General features: G+C 29.1%; 19 protein-coding genes and 1 tRNA gene. 2 read left to right on the top strand and 18 right to left on the bottom strand.

Annotated elements, in window-relative coordinates:
- Window position 1: 1 nt before the first annotated feature.
- The 14 genes from CQA75_RS07625 to CQA75_RS07560 form a co-directional block, all read right to left on the bottom strand.
- Window positions 2-1,141, bottom strand: coding sequence for a hydrogenase small subunit (locus CQA75_RS07625; RefSeq protein WP_137624393.1), 1,140 nt, complete (start codon window positions 1,139-1,141; stop codon window positions 2-4).
- A gap of 96 nt (window positions 1,142-1,237) precedes the next feature.
- On the bottom strand, window positions 1,238-3,085 hold the full coding sequence (gene mnmC / locus CQA75_RS07620; protein WP_137624392.1) for a bifunctional tRNA (5-methylaminomethyl-2-thiouridine)(34)-methyltransferase MnmD/FAD-dependent 5-carboxymethylaminomethyl-2-thiouridine(34) oxidoreductase MnmC: 1,848 nt from the start codon (window positions 3,083-3,085) through the stop codon (window positions 1,238-1,240).
- Between the two features lies 1 nt (window position 3,086).
- The gene (locus tag CQA75_RS07615) at window positions 3,087-5,054 is read right to left on the bottom strand and encodes an N-acetylmuramoyl-L-alanine amidase family protein (protein ID WP_137624391.1); all 1,968 of its coding nucleotides are present in this window, start codon (window positions 5,052-5,054) and stop codon (window positions 3,087-3,089) included.
- Entirely contained in the window at window positions 5,051-6,145 is a 1,095-nt protein-coding gene (locus CQA75_RS07610; protein ID WP_137624390.1) for a nitronate monooxygenase, read from the bottom strand. The genes CQA75_RS07615 and CQA75_RS07610 overlap by 4 nt, the downstream gene beginning before the upstream one ends.
- Window positions 6,142-7,350: a tyrosine--tRNA ligase gene (gene tyrS / locus CQA75_RS07605; RefSeq protein WP_137624389.1), complete on the bottom strand. Its 1,209-nt coding sequence runs from the start codon at window positions 7,348-7,350 to the stop codon at window positions 6,142-6,144. The genes CQA75_RS07610 and tyrS overlap by 4 nt, the downstream gene beginning before the upstream one ends.
- 9 nt (window positions 7,351-7,359) lie before the next feature.
- On the bottom strand, window positions 7,360-9,555 hold the full coding sequence (locus CQA75_RS07600; protein ID WP_137624388.1) for a RelA/SpoT family protein: 2,196 nt from the start codon (window positions 9,553-9,555) through the stop codon (window positions 7,360-7,362).
- Window positions 9,539-9,763: a DNA-directed RNA polymerase subunit omega gene (locus CQA75_RS07595; RefSeq protein WP_137624387.1), complete on the bottom strand. Its 225-nt coding sequence runs from the start codon at window positions 9,761-9,763 to the stop codon at window positions 9,539-9,541. Before CQA75_RS07595 ends, CQA75_RS07600 begins: the two co-directional genes overlap by 17 nt.
- A gap of 10 nt (window positions 9,764-9,773) precedes the next feature.
- Entirely contained in the window at window positions 9,774-10,493 is a 720-nt protein-coding gene (pyrH, locus tag CQA75_RS07590) for a UMP kinase (RefSeq protein WP_137624386.1), read from the bottom strand.
- Between the two features lie 49 nt (window positions 10,494-10,542).
- Window positions 10,543-11,751 carry a murein hydrolase activator EnvC family protein gene (locus CQA75_RS07585; protein ID WP_137624385.1) on the bottom strand — a complete coding sequence of 403 codons (1,209 nt, stop codon included), beginning with the start codon at window positions 11,749-11,751 and terminating at the stop codon, window positions 10,543-10,545.
- Window positions 11,748-12,554, bottom strand: coding sequence for an ABC transporter permease (locus CQA75_RS07580; RefSeq protein WP_137624384.1), 807 nt, complete (start codon window positions 12,552-12,554; stop codon window positions 11,748-11,750). The genes CQA75_RS07585 and CQA75_RS07580 overlap by 4 nt, the downstream gene beginning before the upstream one ends.
- Entirely contained in the window at window positions 12,541-13,206 is a 666-nt protein-coding gene (locus CQA75_RS07575; RefSeq protein WP_137624383.1) for a cell division ATP-binding protein FtsE, read from the bottom strand. The genes CQA75_RS07580 and CQA75_RS07575 overlap by 14 nt, the downstream gene beginning before the upstream one ends.
- A gap of 56 nt (window positions 13,207-13,262) precedes the next feature.
- Window positions 13,263-14,462, bottom strand: coding sequence for a tRNA (guanosine(46)-N7)-methyltransferase TrmB (gene trmB, locus CQA75_RS07570; RefSeq protein WP_137624382.1), 1,200 nt, complete (start codon window positions 14,460-14,462; stop codon window positions 13,263-13,265).
- A complete protein-coding gene (locus CQA75_RS07565; protein ID WP_137624381.1) occupies window positions 14,462-15,694 on the bottom strand; it encodes a fibronectin type III domain-containing protein in 1,233 nt (410 codons plus the stop codon). Before CQA75_RS07565 ends, trmB begins: the two co-directional genes overlap by 1 nt.
- Complete coding sequence (locus CQA75_RS07560; protein ID WP_137624380.1) at window positions 15,642-16,610, bottom strand: RluA family pseudouridine synthase; 969 nt, start codon at window positions 16,608-16,610, stop codon at window positions 15,642-15,644. The genes CQA75_RS07565 and CQA75_RS07560 overlap by 53 nt, the downstream gene beginning before the upstream one ends.
- Window positions 16,611-16,690: 80 nt before the next feature.
- Between CQA75_RS07560 and CQA75_RS07555 the strand changes: the two genes are divergently transcribed.
- On the top strand, window positions 16,691-17,782 hold the full coding sequence (locus CQA75_RS07555; protein ID WP_137624379.1) for an FtsW/RodA/SpoVE family cell cycle protein: 1,092 nt from the start codon (window positions 16,691-16,693) through the stop codon (window positions 17,780-17,782).
- Window positions 17,783-17,826: 44 nt separating this feature from the next.
- Window positions 17,827-17,903, top strand: a tRNA-Ile gene (locus CQA75_RS07550).
- 125 nt (window positions 17,904-18,028) lie between these two features.
- Here the strand turns inward: CQA75_RS07550 and CQA75_RS07545 are convergent.
- The 4 genes from CQA75_RS07545 to CQA75_RS09180 all read right to left on the bottom strand — a co-directional run.
- Window positions 18,029-19,393, bottom strand: coding sequence for a hypothetical protein (locus tag CQA75_RS07545; protein ID WP_137624378.1), 1,365 nt, complete (start codon window positions 19,391-19,393; stop codon window positions 18,029-18,031).
- Complete coding sequence (locus CQA75_RS09610; RefSeq protein WP_246023793.1) at window positions 19,390-20,847, bottom strand: hypothetical protein; 1,458 nt, start codon at window positions 20,845-20,847, stop codon at window positions 19,390-19,392. Before CQA75_RS09610 ends, CQA75_RS07545 begins: the two co-directional genes overlap by 4 nt.
- Before the next feature lie 2 nt (window positions 20,848-20,849).
- Window positions 20,850-22,319, bottom strand: coding sequence for a hypothetical protein (locus CQA75_RS09605; RefSeq protein ID WP_246023791.1), 1,470 nt, complete (start codon window positions 22,317-22,319; stop codon window positions 20,850-20,852).
- A gap of 2 nt (window positions 22,320-22,321) precedes the next feature.
- A partial coding sequence (locus CQA75_RS09180; protein WP_171000094.1) for a hypothetical protein occupies window positions 22,322-23,198 on the bottom strand: 877 nt, incomplete at its 5' end.

Genomic DNA, 23,198 nt, shown 5'->3' with positions numbered 1-23,198 from the left:
CTTACTCCTCATTTTTTTTCATAGAAGCAATCACAGCATGAGCAGCAATTGCAACTCCTGTAAGTGTTAATACGCCTATACCTATTTTATCTGAAACACTATCAGCACCCAAACCAAAAACAGTATCAAATTTATGGCTTGCCAAAGGCTCTTCAAAAGGTCCCATCTTATCCCAAAAATTTGGCTCAGAACATCCTATACAACCGTGCCCTGCTTGAATAGGCCAAGAGGTATGCTGATTAAACCTCTCTCTTGAACAATTGTTAAAAGTATAAGGCCCTTTACAGCCTACCTTGTAAAGACAATAGCCATTTTTCGCACCCTCATCACCAAAACTTTGTACAAATTCTCCTGCATCAAAATGTCCACGTCTCTCACAAAGATCATGAATTCTTAAACCATAAGCCCATTTTGGCCTATTATAAACATCAAGCGCTGGAAGTTCTTTAAAAAGTAGGAGTTGTAAAACATTACCTACTATATTTTTTTCACTTGGAGGACAACCTGGAACATTAATCACTGTTTTATTGGTAACCTTGCTTAAAGGTTGTGCATTACTTGGGTTTGGTCTTGCTGCTTGTATGCCCCCAAAAGAAGAACAAGTTCCAATAGCTAAAATCGCATAAGCATTTTCACTCGCTTCTTTACTAAGCTCATATCCAGTTTTTGCATGAGGCCCTATCGTAAGATAATGCTCTTTATCTCCACATGGAATACCACCTTCCACCATTAAAACATACTGACCCTTGTATTTTTCAATCGCATTTTCTAAATTTTCTTCTGCTTGCCAACCTGCAGCAGCCATTACAGTTTCATGATATTCTAAAGATATATAATCAAATATCAAACTATCAATCGTGGGTGTATCACTTCTTAATAAACTTTCACTACAACCTGTACATTCTGCCATATGCAGCCAAATAACAGGCAATCTATCCGCTAATTCCGCAGCCTTTGCCACCATAGGTGTAAAAGTCGCTGGAAGTGCTAAAAAAGCTGTCATAGCTCCTGCCCATTTCATAAAATCCCTTCTACTAAATCCAGCTTTTTCCAAAGCTTTAGGAATTGAAGAATTAGGATTTAAAGAAGGAAGCTTCTCAAGCGCCGCTAAACGAGACTCTATTTGATTATAATCGACCATGAAATTTTCCTTAAAAATAAAATCATTATACTAATAATAGAACAATACGATTTAAAATTAAATAAAATCAAAATAATAAAAAAATATTTTTATATTTTATTTGCTTAAACCTTTTTTTAATTTTCTAATTAAAAATCTAGCTGGATGAATGTAAGAAATAAAATCTTTATCAATACATAAAGGCTCATTTTCAATCAAAGCACAAAGATAACGTGCAGCCAATACAGCCGTGGAAAAAGCTCGAGATCCATGAGCAAAATTTAAATAAAAATTAGGAATATTTTGTGGTAATTTTTGCTCTTTATTTTTCGTCCATAATAAATCTTTATAACACTCCTTATAGAATTTTTCATCATAAGCCGCACCAACAATAGCAAATCGATCGCTAGAATAAGATCTAAATCCTACTTTAGATCCTTTGTAAATCAATTTTTCATCCCCTTTTAAAAATTCTTCAATATTTCTAATATTTTCTTCATCATCTTCTATTTTGGAGTTAAAATCAGAACTTAAACGATCATAACTCGCCCCTATAACTTGAATTTCTTCATTTTTTGGACAAATATAAGCTTTTGATGAAAGCGGATATTGAATATCGCAAAAAGGCTCTAAATGAGTAACTTGACCGCGAACTTTGCTTAAATTCATAAAATCATAGGATATAAAATCCTTAGTATCTGCACCCATAGCATAAATTAAAATTTCTGATTGATAAATATCTTTTATTCCATCAAAAAAAAGATTAAAAGTGCCATTTTTATGCTGATAATTTTTAAATTGATGATTAAAATAAATCTTAGCCTTACTTTTTTCAAATAAGGCTTGAACAAGTTTTTTTGGTTTAATATGGCCACCATCTTTTAAAAACGCTTGATTATTTTTAATATCAAATAAAACGTTATTTTTTTGAGATAAAAAACGCTCCTGCATTAAATCATTGTGTGCAATTTCTATAACTCCGTCTAATTTTAAATCTAGTATTTGTTTATAAAAGCGACTCGCTTCAATAAAAGCGAGTTGAGAAAACTCGCCCAAAGCAACATCAGGTTTTAAAATCAAAGAGCTTAAAATTCCACTTTCATTACCGCTAGCACCTCCTCCTAAGCAAGGATTCTTTTCAAAAACGCTAATTTTAAAACCTCTTAAAGAAAGCTCATATGCTAAAACTGCCGCACAAATACCCGCACCTATAATTGCTACCTCTTTATTTTTTATTTTTTGAGACACTCTTTTAAAATATGCTTCTTGAAACATTTTTTGATCTGTTTGATCTTTTTCAAAAAAAGCTTGAATCATCTCTCTTTTTCTAAATCCTTTGATTTTTTGAATATAAAAACCATTTTTTTGAAGATTTTTTTGAAGTAAGCTAGCTGCAGAAAAAGTGCAAACTTGTGCTCCTTTTTTTGACAATCTTGCCACCTCAAACAAAACATCATCATTAAACATAGCGGAATTTTTACTCGGAGAAAAACCATCTAAAAACCACACATTAGCTTTAAAATCAAGTTTTTTTAAAATAGAAATATCATCAAATACAAGATCTAAAAAGCAATTTTTAAAATAAAATCGATAATATCCTTCTTTACAAGGAGGATAAAATTTTAAAAAAGGCTCAAGCACTTCTTTAAAATCCTCATAAAATCCAAGTTTTTGATAAATTTCTCTTAAAGTTTCTTTATCGATATAAAATTTTTCTACGCTAATATAAAATAATCTTTTTTGATGACTTTGTTCTTTAAGAAATCTTTTTAAGGTTAGAAAAAAATTAAGCCCTATACCAAAACCCGTTTCAGCGATAATAAATTGCTCTTCATTGCTCCAACTAAAAGCTTCAGTATAAATATATCTACTCTCTTGAATCCCATCTTGTGAATTAAAATAAAAATCATCAAAATCAAGAGAAAAAGGAGTATTATCTTTAAAAATTATATTTGCTTTTTCCATTTTAGCGATTGTGATAGAAATAGCTATCTACTCCATCAGCAATTCCCTTAGCTAAAATATCTTGAAAAGTTTTACTTGCAATTCTTTGACCTTCGCTCGGATGAGTGATGTATCCTATTTCAATTAAAATCGCTGGCATTTGTGCTCCAACAAGAACCCAAAACGGAGCCTCTCTTACCCCGCCATCAACTATTTTATATTTTTTTCGTGTTTGGGTTAATATATTTTTTTGCACATCAATAGCGAGTTTATTGGATGCTACAATTTTTTCACGATTTAAAAAATTTAAAATACTTTGTTTTGAAAAATAATTGATTTCTTCAAAATCCCCTTGATTCTCTTTTTCGGCCGCTTTTTTACTTCTTTCACTTCTAGCAGGACTTAAAAAGAAAGTTTCCACCCCTTCAGCACTTTTAGCTTTTTTTGCATTAGGTGCTGCATTAGCATGAACAGAAATAAATAAATCCGCCCTTTTATCATTGGCAAATTTAGTTCTATCTCTTAAATTAATGAATTGATCGGTGCTTCTAGTATAAAGGACTCTATAACCTCTTTTTTTAAGCTCACTTCCAAGTTTTAAAGCTGTGCTTAAAACGATATTTTTTTCTTTAAGAGTTCCTTGTTTATTACCTAAAGCTCCACTATCTTTCCCCCCATGTCCTGCATCAATAACAATAATTTTTTTTGATTTAAAATTAGAACTTAAAACATTTTTATTGTTATTGTTTTTATTTTTTTTATCATCACTTTTGGATGTTTTTTTATTATCCTTTTGAAAGCCTAAAGTTAAACTTTTATCCTCTAAATTTTTAGAAATATCAAATTCTTTTGGAGAGCTAAGAACAATTCTAACTGTTTTTGGGTTATATTGCGTTACAGTAATATTGTTTTTACCAAAGGTAAAATTTTTACGATTACCCTCTAGAATTCCTTTGAAACTTACAATTTGTCTGAAAAACTTTTGATCTTTGGAACCAAAAACCGAAATTTCATCGTCACTTAAAGTATCGCTTAGATTAAGTATTACTGCATTTGAAATTTTATCAACATCTAAGACATATAAAGGGTCTTTTTTATCTTGTTTTGGTTTTTTATCTTGAGAATTTTGTGTTTTAACTGGCTTAATTTCTTGTTTTTTTGGCAAATCTTTTTGCGTTGTTTCTTTTTTTGGAGTTTTTAAAACGGTACTAGATTGTTTTGAAATTTTTAATTTTTTATCATTAAAATCAAAAGTGATAGGAATTCTTTCTTTGGCATAAATCACAATGCGAATCGTCTTTGGGTTGTATTGGGAGATGACTACTCGGTAATCATCCATTTTATATTCTTTCTTTCCTCCCTCTAAAACCCCATTAAAATCACTGATATGGCGGTAATTTCCTTTTTCATCCAAAACAAAACTTTTAACATCATTTTCATTTAAATTTGTATTTAGTTTAAGCTCGATACTTTGGTTAATCTTGTTTGAACTTAAAATATAAATTTTATCATTTTCTTTTTTTGTATCTAGGGAATTATTTTGAATCTGTGGTTTTTTTTCTACCTTTTTATTTATATCTTCATCTTTTTTTTCTTTAGAAATATTTTTTTGACTTTGAGTTTGTGAAAAAGTAGAAATTTCAGTATTGTTTGGAGAATTATTTCTTTTTTTATCCTTTATAACAGCTTTTCTTAAAGCATTAATGCTTGATTGACTAACTCCACTTTCTTTCAACTCTTCTGCGTAAGATCGATCGTCTAAATTTAAAACATTTGAACTTATAATTAATCTTTTTAAAAGTTCTATCTTAGTTTTTTCATCCTCATTAATAACACTTTGAATATAAAGACTTTTTAATTGCTGATGAAATTTTATCTGTGCATCAGCTTTAGACGTAATAAAATTATTATCAAAATTATCAAGCTCTTTTTCATACGCTCCAAAGCAAAGATTAAAAAAAACAAAAAATAAAAATAAAAATTTAATCATTCTTCACCATTAACAAGCTTATCGATTAACTCTTTAACACTGATTAATTTATCCAAACGATATCCATTTGCTCCTGTAAAAAATAATCCTGTTTCTTTTTTTCCAGACCACGCATCAAAAAGTCTATCGGCTATACAATATCCAACTTTTGTAGCCTCTTTTCCTCTACCACAAGGAGCTACGCAATTACTAATGCAATTTATCTTAGGCCCCATTCTTTTATCGACTAAATCAAGTAAATTAGTTCTTACGCCTCTCGCAGGATATCCAACTGGAGATTTAATAAGTTCTATATCTTCTTCCTTACAAGATAATAAAACATTTTTAAAATCATCACTAGCATCACACTCAAAAGTACCAATGAAACGCGTTCCCATTTGCACTCCACTCGCACCTAATGCGATCGCATTTTCAATATCTTTCTTATCCCAAATTCCTCCTGCTGCAATCACTGGAAATGAACCCCAATTTTTAGCTTCTTCAACCACTGGAGCGATTAACCTCTCTAACTGATAATCTGGATCAAGACATTGTTCATAAGTAAAACCTTGATGTCCCCCACTTTTTGGTCCTTCAAGTACTACAGCATCTGGCAAACGATTGTAACGGTTTTGCCATCTTTTACAAATGATTTTTAAAGCCTTAGCCGATGAAACAATAGGCACTAAAGCAACGTCTGGAAAATCCATAGTAAATTCTGGCAAATTTGTTGGAAGTCCTGCACCTGAAACAATAACATTAAATCCAACTTCGCAAGCATCTTTAGCAATTCTTGCATAATCATTACTTGCACAAAGTATATTGCATCCCAAAGGTGCATCACCACAAACTTTTCTAGCATTATCGATCAAAGCTTGTAAGCCTTTTCTTGAGTAAAAATTCTCACTTCCATAAGGTTTAGCATTAAGTTCTTTACTTACATAAGAGCGATTTTCATAATACCCTGTTCCAACAGATGAAATTATGCCAAGCCCACCATTTAAAGACACAGCTGAAGCTAACTTATCCCAACTAATACCTAAACCCATCCCCCCTTGAAAAATGGGATATTTAATTAAATGTTTTCCTATTTGAAGAGATTTAAAACTCATTCCTTAACCTTTAATTTTGCAAATTTTCTTTTACCCATTTGTAAAATATATTCTCCAGTATTTAATTGCATTTGTTCATCATTAATTTTTTGCGAATTCACACTCACTGCATTAGCACCTATACTTCTTCTTGCAGCAGAGGTTGAATTTTCTAATTCACACAATACTAAAGCTTTAGCTAACCAAATACTTTCACCCTTAAATTCAAATTCTTTAATTTCACTTGGCAAGGCATTAGCACTATGAATTCTATCAAATTCTTCTTTTGCAAATATTGCATCTTCTTTAGTGTAAAAACGCTCAACAATCTCTAAAGCCAAATTTTCTTTAGCTTTTTTAGGATGTAATTTAGCATTTTTTATATCATTTCTTATATCTTCAAGCTCTTTTAAAGTTTTTTGACTTAAAAGCTCATAATATCTAAACATTAACTCATCACTAATACTTAGAATTTTAGCATACATATCATTAGGTTTTTCTGTAACACCTATATAGTTGTTTAAACTTTTACTCATTTTATTAACACCATCTAATCCTTCTAAAAGGGGCATCATTATCACCGCTTGTTCTTTACCTGTATTGTAAATTCTTTGAAGATGCCTACCCATTAAAAGATTAAATTTTTGATCAGTTCCACCCATTTCTATATCACTTTTTAAGAAAACACTATCATAACCTTGAAGCAAAGGATATAAAAATTCACAAATACTAATGGAACTTTGCTCTTTAAAGCGTTTTGTAAAATCATCACGCTCAAGCATTCTTGCTACGCTAAAGGTTGAAGTAAGCTCTACCAAACCGCTAGCTCCAAGTTCATTAAGCCAAACGGAGTTAAATTTAATCTGTGTTTTTTCTTTATCTAAAATTTTAAAAACTTGTTTTTCATAAGTTTTTGCATTGATTAAAACCTGCTCTTTATCTAGTTTTTTTCTTGTAGCATTTTTACCGCTTGGATCGCCAATTTGTCCTGTAAAATCACCGATTAAAAATTGTACTATGGCTCCATGTTTTTGCAAAAAAGCCATTTTGTTTAAAACCACGCTGTGTCCTAAATGCAAATCAGGTGCCGTAGGATCAAAGCCCGCTTTAACGAAAAAATTTTCACCCTTTTCATAATAATTTTTTATTAATGATTCTATTTTTTCTTCATCGATAAGCTCTGCACACCCTCTTTTAACTTCGGCTAAAATATCTTTTATGTTCATTTTTATCCTTTAACTTTCTTTATAGGCATCGTTTAAAGATACAAAATCTAAAATTTTACAATGAATTTTTAATCTCTCGCGAACACTATCTGGATTTATGTTTTCTGGAATTTCCATTGTTATTTCAAAATAATCCACGGTTGAGTTTATATCTTTTGCCAAATTGATTGTCAATAAATTAATCTGCATTTTAGCTAAAACTGCCAAAAACTCTGCTAAAACCCCTTTTTTATTTTCTAAAGAAAAAATAAGTTTGTAAGATTTTGGTATATTAGAATCCCATTTGATAAACACCATATCTCTTTTTTTATCTATCATTTTTTCTGCTCTATCACAAAGCTTATGATGCACAATAGCATTTCCGCCCTCTACAAAAGCAACCACAGCATCGCCTCTTTTAGGGTGACAACAATAGTCAAAATCTACATTAGCTATTTTATGATTAGAATAGATTAAAAAATTTCCTATATTGTATTCTTGAATTTCATATTTATCAAACCAATAAGATTTTTTTGCATATTTTTTAAGTCCATTGACAATATCCTTAAGATAGGTATTATCATTAGCTACTTCTCGTATGCGTCTTCCTAAATTTTCTTTTTCTATCCAAGCTTCTATTTTATTTTTATCCACACCAAAAACAAAACTAAGCATATTAATAGCACTTGCGAGATTAATTTCTCTTATTTTTTGCTTACAAAATTCTCTAATACTAGCTTTAGCTTTTCCTGTTTTAACACTATCAATCCACGAACAACGATAAAATTTATCTTCACTCGTTACAACGCGAACAATATCACCATTTTTTAATTCTGTAAGCAAAGGAACTTTAACTCGATTAACATAAGCACTTTTTGCATGAAGTCCAATTTTAGTATGCACTTCATAAGCAAAATCAAGAGCTGTTGCTCCTCTAGGTAAAGTAAAAATTTCTCCTTTTGGAGAATACACGGCTATATCTTCTACATAAAGGCTATCTTTAGCGTATTCATAAAGTTCAATAGCATTGTAATCTTCCGCATTTTGAGGATTGTTAGCACTTTGTATTGAAATATCAGTTAGCCAATCTAAATTTGGCGCAACAACACTACCGTCTTCTTTATATTTCCAATGTGCAGCGATCCCAAATTCTGCAATTTTATGCATATCAAAAGTTCTAATTTGCGCCTCAATAATATTTTTTGTATCAAAAAGTGTTGTATGTATCGTTTGATATCCGTTTTGTTTTGGCAAAGCTATATAATCTTTAAAACGAGAAATTAAAGGATTGAAATTTGTATGTAAAATTCCCAAAGCCAAATAACAATCACTCACTTTTTCAACTAAAATTCTCACACCTAATAAATCAAGCACTTCTTCTATACCTATACCTTTTCTTTGCATCTTAAGATAAATAGAATAGCTATGCTTAATACGCTTTTGAATTTTAAAACTTCCTTGCCTAAAACCATTACTTAAAAATAGAATTTCTATTTTTGAAATGAATTCATTAAGTCCTAATTGCATTTGCTGATCATTAGAATTAATATAATTATCTATTATATTATATTCATCAGGCATCAAATATTTAAAGCTTAAATCTTCTAAGTAATTTTTAATACTAGAAATTCCAAGCCTATGTGCTATAGGAGCATAAACAACTAAGGTTTCTTCACTAATTCTTTTTTGCTTATCTTCTCTTAAGGCGTCTAAAGTTAGCATATTGTGCAGTCTATCACAAAGCTTGACGATTAAAACACCCACATCTTGAGTGCTTGCCAAAAGCATATTTCTAAATGTTAGTGCGGATTTGGTTAAATTTTTTTTCGATTTTGAAGAAATGAGATTATCTTCTCTAATTTCTATTATTTTAGTTAATCCTAAAACTAATTTTAAAACATCATGTCCAAAAGTTTTACTTAACTCTTCTTCTGTACATTCGGTATCTTCAATAATATCATGCAAAAGAGCGGCCAAAATAGCAGCTTTATTATCACTTAAAAAGCCTACCAAAGTAGCCACTAAAATAGGATGTATGGCATAAGGCTCACCGCTTTTTCTCATCTGTCCTTCATGGTAAAATACACAATATTCTACCGCTTTTTCTAAAGTAGAATCACTTTCGCAAACGCAAAAAAGAAGTTCTTTTGCCCTTGTTAAGTCCTTACAATTTTTAACATCATCAATGAGTTTTTCTAACAATAAGTCCTCATCGATCGGTCTCACCTAAACCCTCTAAAGTGATTTTATCTTCTGCTATTTCAAATAAAGCGATGTCAGCAAATTTTAATTTATTTTTATCAATATCAACTAAAGGTGTAGCTCCATCAGCTAATTGCTCTGCTCTTTTAGCTACCACTAAAGATAAACGATAACGATCATCTCCCATTTTTTTTAGAGCTTTTGCTGCTATCTCTTCTATTCTGCAATCCATTTTTTCTCCTTTATTGATTTTTAACTATAGAACAAAGGCTGGTATCACCTTGTATAATTTTTAATAAATTGCCTTCTTCAAACATATTACAAACTACTATTGGCAAAGAATTATCTTTAGCCAAAGCAATAGCCGTATCATCCATAACTTTAATATTATCTTGCATAGCTTCATCATAAGTTAAAGTTTGCAAAAACACCGCATCATCAAATTTATTTGGATCTTTATCATAAACACCATTGACTTTTGTTGCTTTTATAACCATATGCGCATTGATTTCTACTGCCCTTAAAATAGCTGTAGTATCAGTTGTAAAATAAGGATTTCCAGTTCCAGCAGCAAAAATAACCACTCGACCTTTTTCCAAATGTCTATGTGCTCTTCTCATAATATAAGTTTCACAAAATGCTTCCATTTGTATCGCACTTTGAACCCTAACATCAAGTCCAGAACTTTCCAAAGCTTCTTGAATCGCAATAGCGTTAATCACAGTGGCAAGCATACCCATATGATCTCCACTTGTGCGCTTAATAAGCCCTCCTTTAGCTACAGAAACGCCCCTAATGATGTTTCCACCACCTATTACTATACCTACTTCTATATCATTTTTTACTAATTCTTTAATTTCATTGGCGATAAATTTTAAGATAGAATTTTCAATTCCAAAGCCATTCTCTCCAGCTAAAGCTTCACCTGAAAATTTTACCAAAACTCTTTTTTTATCTTGCATAATCTCTCCTTAATCTGTGAAATTATAGTTTAAAGTGAATTAAAATTAGCTAATTTAGACTGATCAACTCCAAAGGATTGATATGAAAATTTTTTTGAGTAACTTCAAAGGTTAAATCATTTTTAATCCTACCCACTATAGCACCTTTTTTAATATTTTTTCCTACTTTGATATTTGGAGCTATTTTATCAAGATGTGCATAAATCGTATGTATTCCATCATCGTGTTCCACGATAACAACGCGTGCTAACATACTTGTATCTTTTGCAAAAACTACTTTACCATTTAAAACATTTTTAACCACAGCATCGGATTTTGTGCTTTTTAAAACAACACTTTCATTAAAGATTTTAATATTATAGACTGGATCTATATAATTTCCAAATTTTTGCTTAACAGTGAAAGAATCCAAAGGTGCTATCGTTTTCTTTCCTGTATAACGTTTAATCACACCACCTTGATAACTTGAACCGAGTTGGCGAATTTTTTGATTATTATTTGCAATTTTTGAATTGCTAATCGATGGTTTTTCTTGCTCCTTCTCTTCTTGTTTTCTTTGTATTATTCTTAATTGATCAAGAGTTTTTCTTAACTCATCTTGTTGAGCTTGTAAATCTTCAAGTTTTTTGACATAAATTGCACGATCTGTTTTTTGTTTATTAATTTCATCGATTTGTTTTTTTCTTAAATCTTGAAGTTTAACAAGTTGCGCATTATAAACTTTTAAATTGTCATTAATTTTTTGAATTTGCATTTGTTTATCATCAATCATTTTACTAACATCTTCGTAATCTTTAGAAAGTTTAAAAATCTCACTGCTTAAAACTTTGTCTAAATTCCCTAAAATTTCAAAAGCCATAAAACTTTCTTTACCTTCAACATAACCTTGTGGTATGGGTAAATCATAAGCAAAATCTTTCGCCATCAAAGCGATTAATTTTCCCTCCATATTTGCTCTAGTTTTTAAAAGATCACCATTTTGAGTTGTAAGCAAATTGAGTTCTTTATATTGAGCCTTTGCATTTTCTTCAAGTTTAGCAGTTTGAGAATTAAGCGTTTGAATTTGCGAACTTAAGTCTTTTAAAGTTTTTTCTCCACTTAATATATCACTTGCCAAATCTTCAAGTTTTTTATTGAGTTGTTGCTGTATGCGTTTATTTTCTTCTAAATTTTTTGCTTTCTCATTTATAGCGTTTGCATAAATTGATCCAAAGGCTAAAAAAAGAAACAAAAAGATAGAAAAAATCTTTTTTGTCATTTTTTAACCCTAAACATTACAGAATTGACAAACAATAAACATACAAATAAAGTAGCTAAAAAAATCAAACTAAGCTGTAAAACAAAATTGATTGGAGGTAATACAATATCCACAGCTTTTAAATGATTTTGTATGATTTCAAGATCGTAAATTTGCGTAAAAAATATCAATAAAATAATAAAAGCGATCAAACAATCCATAAATACAATCTTATAAAGCATAAAAGATCTAAACCAAAATGGCGCCCCAAAAAGACACATAATTTCCACGCGTTCTGTATGTTCAAAAAGCCAAATTCTCATTTGTTTCAAAAATAAAACAAAAGAAAGAACGATAATAATAAATAAAAATAACCAAAATACAAATTTCATTAAAACAAGTAAAGAATAAACCTTATCATGTGTCTTAGCGAAAGTTTCGATTTTGCTAATACCTGAAATACTTAAAAGCTGATTTTTAATCGTATCAAGTTCATTTTGAGTGGGCAAATGGTTTAATTTTATGCTATAAAATTTGGGTAAAGAATTTTTTAATGCTTTTAAATTTTTATCTGAAATATCATTTTTTAAACGCTCAATTAAATTTTTTGGATCCAAAATTTCCAAACTAGAAAAAGAAGGAATTTTAGTTTTAATAACATTTTTATCAAGCTCATTGGAACTCACAACTATGATATTATAATCTTTATTTGCCAACTCTTCATAATATTTTAAAGTCGAATTAGTAAGCAAAATAAACTCAAATGCAAACATCATAAAAAGTAAAGGTAAAATTAAAGATAAATGTGTTCTAAAAAATTTCATTCATTGTTCCATTCTCTATATTAAAACGACGATAATTCAATCTCAAATTAACCGGTATTCTATGAGTAACTACAACCACACAAGTTCCCAAAAGTTCTCTAGCTGATTTTAAAAGCGTCCAAATGATATCCGAAGAATACTCGTCCAAATTTCCCGTAGGCTCATCGCAAAGCAAAAGTTTTGGATTATGCGCTAAAGCCCTAGCCATAGCTACACGTTGCTGCTCACCCCCACTTAGCTGATTAGGCAATTTATCGGCTTTAAAAGTTAGATTGACATGTTTTAAAAGTTTATTTGCTTGATCTTGACAAACTTTTTTACTATATCCTTTAATCATCAAAGGAAGCATAACATTTTTTTCAACGGTATATTCTTGTATAAGTCTATAATCTTGAAAAATAATGCCTATTCTTTGGCGTAATTTTAAAAGGTCTAAATTACCGATTTTTTTCATCGAAGAACCGCAAACTTGAAGTTGCCCTGAAAGAAGCTCCAAATCTCCATAAAAAGATTTCAAAAGTGTACTTTTTCCACTTCCACTTTTTCCTGTAATAAAAACAAAATCATCGTCTTTAAAAGTAAAACTTGCTTCTTTGATAACCAATTCATCATAGCCTAAAGAAAGTTTATTTGCTTGAATTAAATTGGGCATTTTTCTTCCTCTTCAATTTTCAAATTTTTTAATTATGCTTTGTTTTTACTTAAATTTCAAGAAAATAACGCGGTATCAAAATGAAATTTAAGCACCTTTTTTAATTTTTCCATTGCTTTCAAATTTTCTTTAATCCTAAAAGGTTTTTTAAATAAAAATTCTATTTTTTCACCCACATAAATATAACTATGTTCAGGTTTATTAAAAGCTCCAAAAGCTATTTTAAAAATCAAACCTTCTTTTGCTTGATACAAATTTTCAAAATGCAAAAAATAATCATCTCCTTTTAAAGTTAAATTCTTAAAATTTTTCTCTAAAAGAATTAAATCATTTGCATTAAATGTCATATCAGAAAAATCAAAATCATCTAAATTTAGCTCATCATAAGCACTATCTAAATTCCACACCCAAAGATCAAAAATATCTTTATTTTGTCTTTTCCATCTATCTTCATATTTACTAGAAATTTCAAGGTCTTCATTTTTTCTAAGGCTAAATTTTGGAGTGCTAAAATGTAAAAATTGCTTAAGCGTAAAATCAAAATATTCATAACTATCCGTTCTAAGCTCAAATCTCCCATTTTTTCCTAAAACTCTAGCACATTCTTGGCAAAAATTTTTCGCAATAACGCGTCTATGTGGTTTTTTATCCCAAGGGACTGGAAAATGTAAAAAAATTTTTTCTACAGAATTTGACTCAAGTACGCTAAGTAAAAGCCTAGCATCACTTTGTATTAGCATAATATTGCTTAAATTTTGACTCTTTGCCAATTTAGCCACTTGAGTGATAGCTGGATTATAAATTTCAACCCCTATTATTAAAGTATCTGGATTATTTTTGGCTTGATAAAGCAAATGCCTGCCTGATCCAAATCCTATTTCAATATAAATTTTTCCCTTAATTTTCGATAATAATTGATCAAAATCATATGCAATTAAAGAAGTTTTTTCAATCAATGCATTGTGTTTAAATGCAAAAGCTTCATTAATAATATCTTCATGATTGCAAAAATAATCCCTAAAAATCTGTAAAGATTTTTGCAAATAAGCTATTTTGGAAGGTTTAGTATGCTTATCACCCTTGATAACAAAACTACTATCCTTTTCTTTTTTAACCTGTAAAAAGAAACTCTCTTCATTTACTTTAGTGTATATTAAAATAACATTATTATTTTCAGCCATCCATTCTAATTCTACCTCGTCTTTTTTAAAAGGTAGAATCAGATCTTTAATTTTTTTAACTTTGAAATTTGGCACTATTGCGCTGCCTTAACTCTTTTTGAAGGCTCTGAACGCAACCCAGCAGAATCAATTGCGATAACCTCATAACTGTATTCTACTCCTGGCAAAGCTTTAATATCTTTTAATTGTTTTTCTTTGATACCTTTAAAAATAGCATTTTGCTCTCCGCCATAGCGTCTAACTTCATATTCTACAGCTCTAGAATCCCCATCAATCCATTCAAGATTAATCCCTTCAGGTGTGCTTTGAGCTAGGATAATACTTGGAGAAGAAGGAATACCTAAGGTTTTTCCTTCAACCCCATTTTTTGGCATAGGACTTTCTAAACCATCTACATCAACCATAGTTACTTTATAGTATTTAGTTTCATCTGAACCCTCAACTAAATCTTCATAAGAATTTTTATCTGTTTTAGCAATGAGAGTATAAGGGAGAAAACTTGAACTCGTAGAATAAACTTTATAATAAGAAAAATCTTTATAGGCAGGTGCATCCCATGTTAAAATTATTTTATTAGAAGCATCTGAACTAGCATTTAAATTTTGCACCTCTGGCGGCAAAGCTTTGCTTGTAGAATTTAAGACTTGACTTGGCTCACTTTTAATCCCATCAAAACTTACAGCAATAATTTGATAATTAAAATTTTCATTAGGTTTTAAATCTTTGTCTATATACTCTGCACTTAAACGATTTTTAACTTCGGCGATTTTTTTAAAATTATCTTCATTGCTTTTTGATCTTTCAATGATATAAGAATTGACTCTTAAGTCAGGATGAGGACGCCAGATTAATTTAATACGATTTGGTAAATTAGTTATAGCTTGAACAAAAGGAATAGCCTCAAGTCTTGGCATGGTACTTGCTTCAAAAATTTTACCATCTTCTGAAGGATGTCCTTGATTGTCAAAACTTCTCATTTTATAATAATATTTTGTATTAGGTTTAAGATTTGTATCTACATAATGAGTTTGAAATTTATCTTTGATAGTCGCTACAAGTTTAAATTGAGGATCTTCATCACTAGAACGATACAAATAAAAACCTTGTATATTATCATCATACAAAGGCTCCCACTCAAAAGCTATATTACTCATATCGCTAAGAGTTTTAACATCATCCATCTTAGGCAAACTTTCATTAATCAATACTTCTTTACTGGACTCAGTGTTTGAAACCTGCGAAACACTACAAGCACTAAATAAAAGAATCAAAACGCTTAAGCAAAGACTCAAGTGAAATTTTTTCATCCATCTCTCCTAAAATAAATTTATTATTTAAAATCTCTTTAAAATCCTCCATCAAAGGAGCTTTAACAAAAATTGTTTCCTTTTTTTTGGGGTGAATAAAATATAAAAAATAAGCATGAAGCATCACCCTACCTTCATATTTTCCTCTATAGCCATATAATTTATCGCCTAAAATATGACGATTTATACTCGCTAAATGTGCCCTGATTTGATGTGTTCTGCCTGTAAAAAGTTTTGCAGCGATTAAATTAACATCCTCATTTGCAATTAGATTAGCAAAAGCACTTTTAGCATACTTACTCCCTTTAGTATTATCCTCCACCACTATTTTTTTGATAGCATTTGTTTGAGATCTGGCTAAAGATTTTTCGATTATAATTTTATCGTCTTTTAGTGACAAATCAATTAATGCTAAATAAATTCTTCCCATAGTTTTATTGCTTAATTGTTCGCTAAGTTTTTGATGAGTGAAATTATTTTTAGCTATAAGTATTGCCCCGCTTGTATCCTTATCAAGTCTATGAACAAGCCCTGCTCGAATTTCTCCGCCTAAATTAGATAGGGTATAATTTTTCGCAAGCAGCCAATCCACCAAAGTCAAATCCTTAACACTACTTGCCCCATGCACCACCAAATTTGAAGGCTTATTTAAAACAAGCAAATCCTCATCTTCATATAAAATTTCTATATCAAAATTCACATCAAAAGACTTTTTTTCTTTACACTCTAAAGAAGGAAGTTCTACGCAAATTTCATCGCCAATTTTTAATTTAAATGAATTTTTATTTTGAATTTGGTTATTAACTTTTACACATTTTTTTTCTATAAGCAATGCTACTTGATTACGACTTTGTTTTAATATTTTTGCTAAAAAAATATCCAATCTTAAATTTTCATCCGCTAAAAAAGTTTGCATTTTTTCCTAAATTATCTCATTAGATTTAAAATCTTATTCTATAATTATAATTTTAATATTATAGTTTAAAAAGGCAAATTTTGTTTATATTGGATAGAAGAATATTAACACATTTTGATTATATGCAACCTATATTATTCACACCTATAATACTTCTTTCCTTTTTTTTAATTTTTGAAGCCCATGCTTTATTAGCAGAAAAACAATTTGTCTACACTTGTGTTGGCACACTCGCTTTTTTTATCTTTTTCTTTATCCCCATTCGGAAATTAATTTGGCTTATTCCTGTAGCCTATTTTATAAATATTTTTCTACTTTCAAGCGTTGATATTTTTGGGGTTGAAAAACTGGGAGCAAAAAGATGGCTAGAAATTCCTTTTACACAATTTACAATACAGCCTTCAGAAATTTTTAAACCAAGTTTTATTCTAATGCTTGCTTATTTGATTTATCAAAACCCACCACCACAAAATGGTTACAAACTCAAAGAATTTGCAAAAATCAGTTTTTTTATTATTTTGCCTTTTTTATTGATAGCAAAAGAACCGGATTTAGGAAGTGCGACCGTATTATTAATTGTTGGCTTTGGAGTGCTTTTTATCATGGGAGTTCATTATAAAATTTGGTTGAGTATTATTCTTGTTATAAGTATTAGTTCACCTATAATCTATACACATTTTTTAAAACCTTACCAAAAACAAAGAATTCATGATTTTATAGCAGAAAAACCAAGCTATCAAGTCGCTCAATCTATGATAGCCATAGGCAATGGCGGCCTTACTGGCAAATCAGAAGATGAGGCTACTCAAACACATTTTAACTTTCTACCTATATCTACAAGTGATTTTATTTTCGCTTATTTGGTAGAAAGATTTGGATTTTTAGGCGGATTGGTTTTAATTTTATTGTATGTTTTACTTATTTTTCACCTTTTAAGTCTTAATAATAAGCTTAAAAATGACTATTTTACCCGAGTGGTGGTTAATTGTGTTGCCTTATTTATTTTTATTTACGTTGCGGTAAATATTTCTATGACTATAGGTTTTGCTCCAGTTGTTGGAATTCCATTGCCTTTCTTTAGCTATGGTGGAAGTTCTTTTACTATTTTTATGATCTTTTTTGGAATACTGCAACATCTTATCACGTTCAGATATTTTTGGATAGATAAATAAAATATTTTTAAGCAAAAATAAGTTATAATTCTCGCTTTTAAAATGGATTTATAGCTCAGTTGGTTAGAGCAACCGGCTCATAACCGGTTGGTCGCAGGTTCGAGTCCTGCTAAATCCACCACTTCTAATAAAATTTTTACCAATTCTTAAAATTCCTCAAAAATTTAAAACAAACTTGATTAACATTAAGAATATAAATTTGTCATATAACACTTTAGAATCTATTAAATAAAAAAGTAGATTAAACTAATCTACTTTTTTATTATAAGCATTTAAAAAAGCTAAAGCTAAAGCTTGATTGAAACGATAAGCAAGAAAAGCATCGCTTCGTACTATCCAATCATATCGCCAAGGATAAGCTTCTTCATTATCCTCACGAAAAATCATCCCCACTCGTTCTTTTAGAAAATTCTTATCTTTCCTCAAATTCATTCTAAAGCTTTCAAATACAAGATTTTTAGTATGAAAATTGTTTTGTATTAAAAAAACACTGCTATCATATTTTTGCTTAGCAATTACTTCTTTTACATTATCCTCACTCCAATGCCATCCATCTCTTGATAAATCATATAGATTGCCAATTCGCGAAAATTTAACTATTTCCTTATAATTAGATTGATGTTTTTTATCCAAAATCACTTTTTTATATTTACCATGAGGTGTTTTATTTATCACTTTAAGCCCATAAAACTCAGGATATTTAATATTTGTTTGATCATTTTGTATGAGTTCTAAAAGTTCATCATAACCTATACCTAGTTTATTGATTTTAGCTTTAGGTATAATAGGATCGATCTTATAATCCTTTGAAGAAAGCAAATTTAAACTCACTTTATACACTTTATAATCTCCATTTACATCCAAAATACTTTCTTTATAAAAAAACTGATCTTGATTTAAAGGCAAATAAGTTTTTAAAAGATTTTCATCTTTTAAAAATACTTTTCTAATAGAATTAGGGATAATATCATAAATGATATCATAAAGAGTGATAGTATCAGCACTTGAAACATCAAGATCAAGTGCTGTTGCGGTATCTATGATATTAAAATTTTCATCATCTTTATGATTGATATTTTCAACCTTTAATTGATGAATAGCATCAAGAAGATTATAACTTTTATGATTAAAAGTAGAAGTGAAATTTTTTAAAAATTCTTCATAATCTAAATTAGGATTATTTGTAAGCTCTTTTTGTTTTTCATAGAGTTTAATAGTAAGCCATTGTGAAAAAACAAGTTGAACGAAAGGATATTGTTTAACCAGATTAGAAAAATCATCCTTATGTTTTTCTCCAAATTCAAAAACTTCTAAAATAATATTTTTAGGAAGTTCCACTCCAAAGGCATTGTATTCATTGTCTTTTAGAGTATTTAAATTTGTGATAAGATTTTTGGTTGGATTGACACCATATTCAAATAGTGCAAGACTAAAATTAATCGGTAGATGATTTGATTCATCAAGACATTCCGCACACAATAATCCAAGAGTTATTTTACCTAAATAATAAAAATCTACATCATCTTTTATAACATAATCTAAATTAAGATCTTTATCATCTGCATTAAGTGTGCAAAAAATCATCACTAAAAGACATATTATTTTTTTCATGGTTCTTCCTCTATATTAACTTTTGTTTTATTATAAGCATTTAAAAAAGCTAAGGTTAAAGCTTGATTGAAACGATAGGCAAGAAAAGCATCGCTTTGCACTATCCAATCATACGCTTTAGGACCGATAGTCTCACCAAATTCAGTAAAAATTGTATTTTCTTTTATTTGTCTTTTAAAATCCTCATCTTCTCTTAATTTCATCCTAAAACTTTCAAATATAAGATTTTGAGAGTGAAAATTGTTTTGTATTAAAAAAACTCTAGCATTATAATATTGCTTTATAATTATAGCATACACTTTATCATCAGCCAAAGTTTCACCGTGTCGTGGAGTATAACCATACTCATTTTGAGTTTGTGAAAGTCTTACCATATCCTCATAATTAGCCTTATGTCTTTTATTTGGATCTAAAACCACTTTATATAGAAATTCCCAACCATATTCTTCACTGTGTTTTGTTTCATCTATCACTTTAAATTCATCAATCTCAGGATATTTAAGACTTGTTTGATCATTTTGTATGAGTTCTAAAAGTTCATCATAACCTATGCCTAGTTTGTCAATATTAGCTTTAGATATAAGAGGATTAATATTGTAATCTTTTAAATATAAAGCATCCATTTGATAATATTTTTTAGGAACTTTTTTTTCATTATAAGTTGTATTTTCTCCATATAAATATTTAAAAGTATTTTTAGGATCTTCATATTCATATTCTTTATAATAAAACTGATCTTGATTTAAAGGTAAATAAGTTTTTAAAAGCTTTTCATCTTTTAAAAATACTTTTCTAATAGAATTAGGGATGATATCATAAATAATATCATAAAGAGTGATATCGTTGATATATAAATGATCAATACGACCCCAAACACCAAGTGCTGTTGCAGTGTCTATGATGTTAAAAAATTCGTCATCTTTGTGATTGATATTTTCAACCTTTAATTGATGAATAGCATCAAGAAGATTATAACTTTTATGATTAAAAGTAGAAGTGAAATTTTTTAAAAACTCTTCATAATCTAAATTAGGATTGTTTGTAAGTTGTTTTTGTTTTTCATAGAGTTTAATAGTAAGCCATTGTGAAAAAACAAGTTGAACGAAAGGATATTGTTTAACCAGATTAGAGAATTTATCCTTATGTTTTTTTCCAAATTCAAAAACTTCTAAAATAATATTTTTAGGAAGTTCTACTCCAAAGGCATTGTATTCATTGTCTTTTAGAGTATTTAAATTTGTGATAAGATTTTTGGTGAGATTGTCACTATAATATTTATCTTGTATAAGACTAAAATTGATAGGGAGATAATTAAACTGATCAAGACATCCAAATACTCCAAAAGTCCTCTTACCTAAATAATAAAAAATATCATCTTTCATATCATACTCCTTTATATCATCTGCATTAAGTGTGCAAAAAATCATCACTAAAAGACATATTATTTTTTTCATAGCTATTCCTCTATATTAACTTTTGTTTTATTATAAGCATTTAAAAAAGCTAAGGTTAAAGCTTGATTGAAACGATAGGCAAGAAAAGCATCACTTTGTACTATCCAATCATATTTTTCAGGATAGACTGCATCTCTAAATTGACTAAAAATTCCATCCGATTTTATTTGATCTTTAAAATATTTATCCTCTCTTAATTTCATTCTAAAACTTTCAAATACAAGATTTTTAGAGTGAAAATTGTTTTGCAATAAAAAAGCTCTGGTATTGCAATATTGTATTTTAATTATATGTTCTACTTTATCATCAGCCCAAATTTCACCTTGCGATGGAAAATAAATATCAATTGCGTCTTGAGTTTGTGAAATTCTTACCATATCCTCATAATTAGCCTTATGTCTTTTCTTTGGATCTAAAACCACTTTATACACCCTCTCATTATCTGAAATAAATGCATTTGGTGGGTATTTTGCTATTATCTTAAATTCATCAATTTCAGGATATTTAAGACTTGTTTGATCATTTTGTATGAGTTCTAAAAGTTCATCATAACCTATACCTAGTTTGTCAATCTTAGCTTTAGATATAAGAGGATTAATATTATAATCTTTTAAATATAAAGCATCCATTTGATAATATTTTTTAGGAACTTTTTTTTCATTATAGGTTACATTTTCTCCATATAAATATTTAAAAGTATTTTTAGGATCTTCATATTCATATTCTTTATAATAAAACTGATCTTGATTTAAAGGTAAATAAGTTTTTAAAAGCTTTTCATCTTTTAAAAATACTTTTCTAATAGAATTAGGGATGATATCATAAATAATATCATAAAGAGTGATATCGTTGATACATAGTTGATCAATATAACCCCAAGCACCAAGTGCTGTTGCAGTGTCTATGATGTTAAAATTTTCATCATTTTTATGATTGATATTTTCAATTTCTAATTGACGAATAGCATCAAGAAGATTATAACTTTTATGATTAAAAGTAGAAGTGAAATTTTTTAAAAACTCTTCATAATCTAAATTAGGATTGTTTGTAAGCTCTTTTTGTTTTTCATAGAGTTTAATAGTAAGCCATTGTGAAAAAACAAGTTGAACAAAAGGATATTGTTTTACTAGATTAGAGAATTTATCCTTATGTTTTTTTCCAAATTCAAAAACTTCTAAAATAATATTTTTAGGAAGTTCTACTCCAAAGGCATTGTATTCATTGTCTTTTAGAGTATTTAAATTTGTGATAAGATTTTTGGTTGGATTGCCACTATAATATTTTCTTTGTACAAGACTAAAATTGATAGGGAGATAATTCTTACTATCTAAATAGTCATAAGGCGTTCCAATAGTCCTTTTATCTAAATAATAAAAAAAATCATCTTTCATACCATAATCTAAATTAAGATCTTTATCATATGCATTAAGTGTGCAAAAAATCATCACTAAAAGACATATTATTTTTTTCATGGTTATTCCTCTATATTAACTTTTGTTTTATTATAAGCATTTAAAAAAGCTAAGGTTAAAGCTTGATTGAAACGATAAGCAAGAAAAGTATCAATTTGCATTACCCAATCATACCACCAAGGGTGAGTAAGAGGATATTCTTCATAAAAAATTGTATTCTCTTTTATTCGTTCTTTAAAATCCTCATCTTCTCTTAATTTCATTCTAAAACTTTCAAATACAAGATTTTTAGAGTGAAAATTGTTTTGTAATAAAAAAGTTTCAGCTTCGCAATTTTGTATTTTAGCTACATAATCTGCTTTATCATCAGCCCAAACTTCACCTTGTGTTCTAAAAAACATATTGTCAGCATAACTAGTGTTAAAATTTCTTACCATGTCCTCATAATTAGCCTTATGTCTTTTCTTTGGATCTAAAACCACTTTATATGCTCTCTCATTTTCTAAAATAAATCCATCTTTGGGATATTTTGTTTCATCTATTACTTTAAATTCATCAATCTCAGGATATTTAAGACTTGTTTGATCATTTTGTATGAGTTCTAAAAGTTCATCATAACCTATACCTAGTTTATTGATTTTAGCTTTAGGTATAGTAGTATTAACAGCAGGATCAATACCATAATCCTCTAAAAAAAGGGCATCCATTTGACAATATTTTTTAGGAACTTTTTTTTCATTATAGGTTATATTTTCTCCATATAAATATTTAAAAACCTCTTTAGGGTTACTATATACATATTCTTTATAATAAAACTGACCTTGATTTAAAGGCAAATAGGTTTTTAAAAGCTTTTCATCTTTTAAAAATACTTTTCTAATAGAATTAGGGATGATATCATAAATGATATCATAAAGAGTAATATCATTAACATATGAA

The sequence above is a fragment of the Campylobacter taeniopygiae genome (assembly GCF_005406225.1).
Lineage (GTDB): Bacteria > Campylobacterota > Campylobacteria > Campylobacterales > Campylobacteraceae > Campylobacter_D > Campylobacter_D taeniopygiae.
This window is presented reverse-complemented; position numbering and strand designations above follow the sequence as displayed.

Coding starts and splice junctions, on each gene's coding strand:
- CQA75_RS07625 (WP_137624393.1), bottom strand. CDS start 1,141: ATGGTCGATTATAATCAAATAGAGTCTCGTTTAGCGGCGCTTGAGAAG.
- mnmC (WP_137624392.1), bottom strand. CDS start 3,085: ATGGAAAAAGCAAATATAATTTTTAAAGATAATACTCCTTTTTCTCTT.
- CQA75_RS07615 (WP_137624391.1), bottom strand. CDS start 5,054: ATGATTAAATTTTTATTTTTATTTTTTGTTTTTTTTAATCTTTGCTTT.
- CQA75_RS07610 (WP_137624390.1), bottom strand. CDS start 6,145: ATGAGTTTTAAATCTCTTCAAATAGGAAAACATTTAATTAAATATCCC.
- tyrS (WP_137624389.1), bottom strand. CDS start 7,350: ATGAACATAAAAGATATTTTAGCCGAAGTTAAAAGAGGGTGTGCAGAG.
- CQA75_RS07595 (WP_137624387.1), bottom strand. CDS start 9,763: ATGGATTGCAGAATAGAAGAGATAGCAGCAAAAGCTCTAAAAAAAATG.
- pyrH (WP_137624386.1), bottom strand. CDS start 10,493: ATGCAAGATAAAAAAAGAGTTTTGGTAAAATTTTCAGGTGAAGCTTTA.
- CQA75_RS07585 (WP_137624385.1), bottom strand. CDS start 11,751: ATGACAAAAAAGATTTTTTCTATCTTTTTGTTTCTTTTTTTAGCCTTT.
- CQA75_RS07580 (WP_137624384.1), bottom strand. CDS start 12,554: ATGAAATTTTTTAGAACACATTTATCTTTAATTTTACCTTTACTTTTT.
- CQA75_RS07575 (WP_137624383.1), bottom strand. CDS start 13,206: ATGCCCAATTTAATTCAAGCAAATAAACTTTCTTTAGGCTATGATGAA.
- CQA75_RS07565 (WP_137624381.1), bottom strand. CDS start 15,694: ATGAAAAAATTTCACTTGAGTCTTTGCTTAAGCGTTTTGATTCTTTTA.
- CQA75_RS07560 (WP_137624380.1), bottom strand. CDS start 16,610: ATGCAAACTTTTTTAGCGGATGAAAATTTAAGATTGGATATTTTTTTA.
- CQA75_RS07545 (WP_137624378.1), bottom strand. CDS start 19,393: ATGAAAAAAATAATATGTCTTTTAGTGATGATTTTTTGCACACTTAAT.
- CQA75_RS09610 (WP_246023793.1), bottom strand. CDS start 20,847: ATGAAAAAAATAATATGTCTTTTAGTGATGATTTTTTGCACACTTAAT.
- CQA75_RS09605 (WP_246023791.1), bottom strand. CDS start 22,319: ATGAAAAAAATAATATGTCTTTTAGTGATGATTTTTTGCACACTTAAT.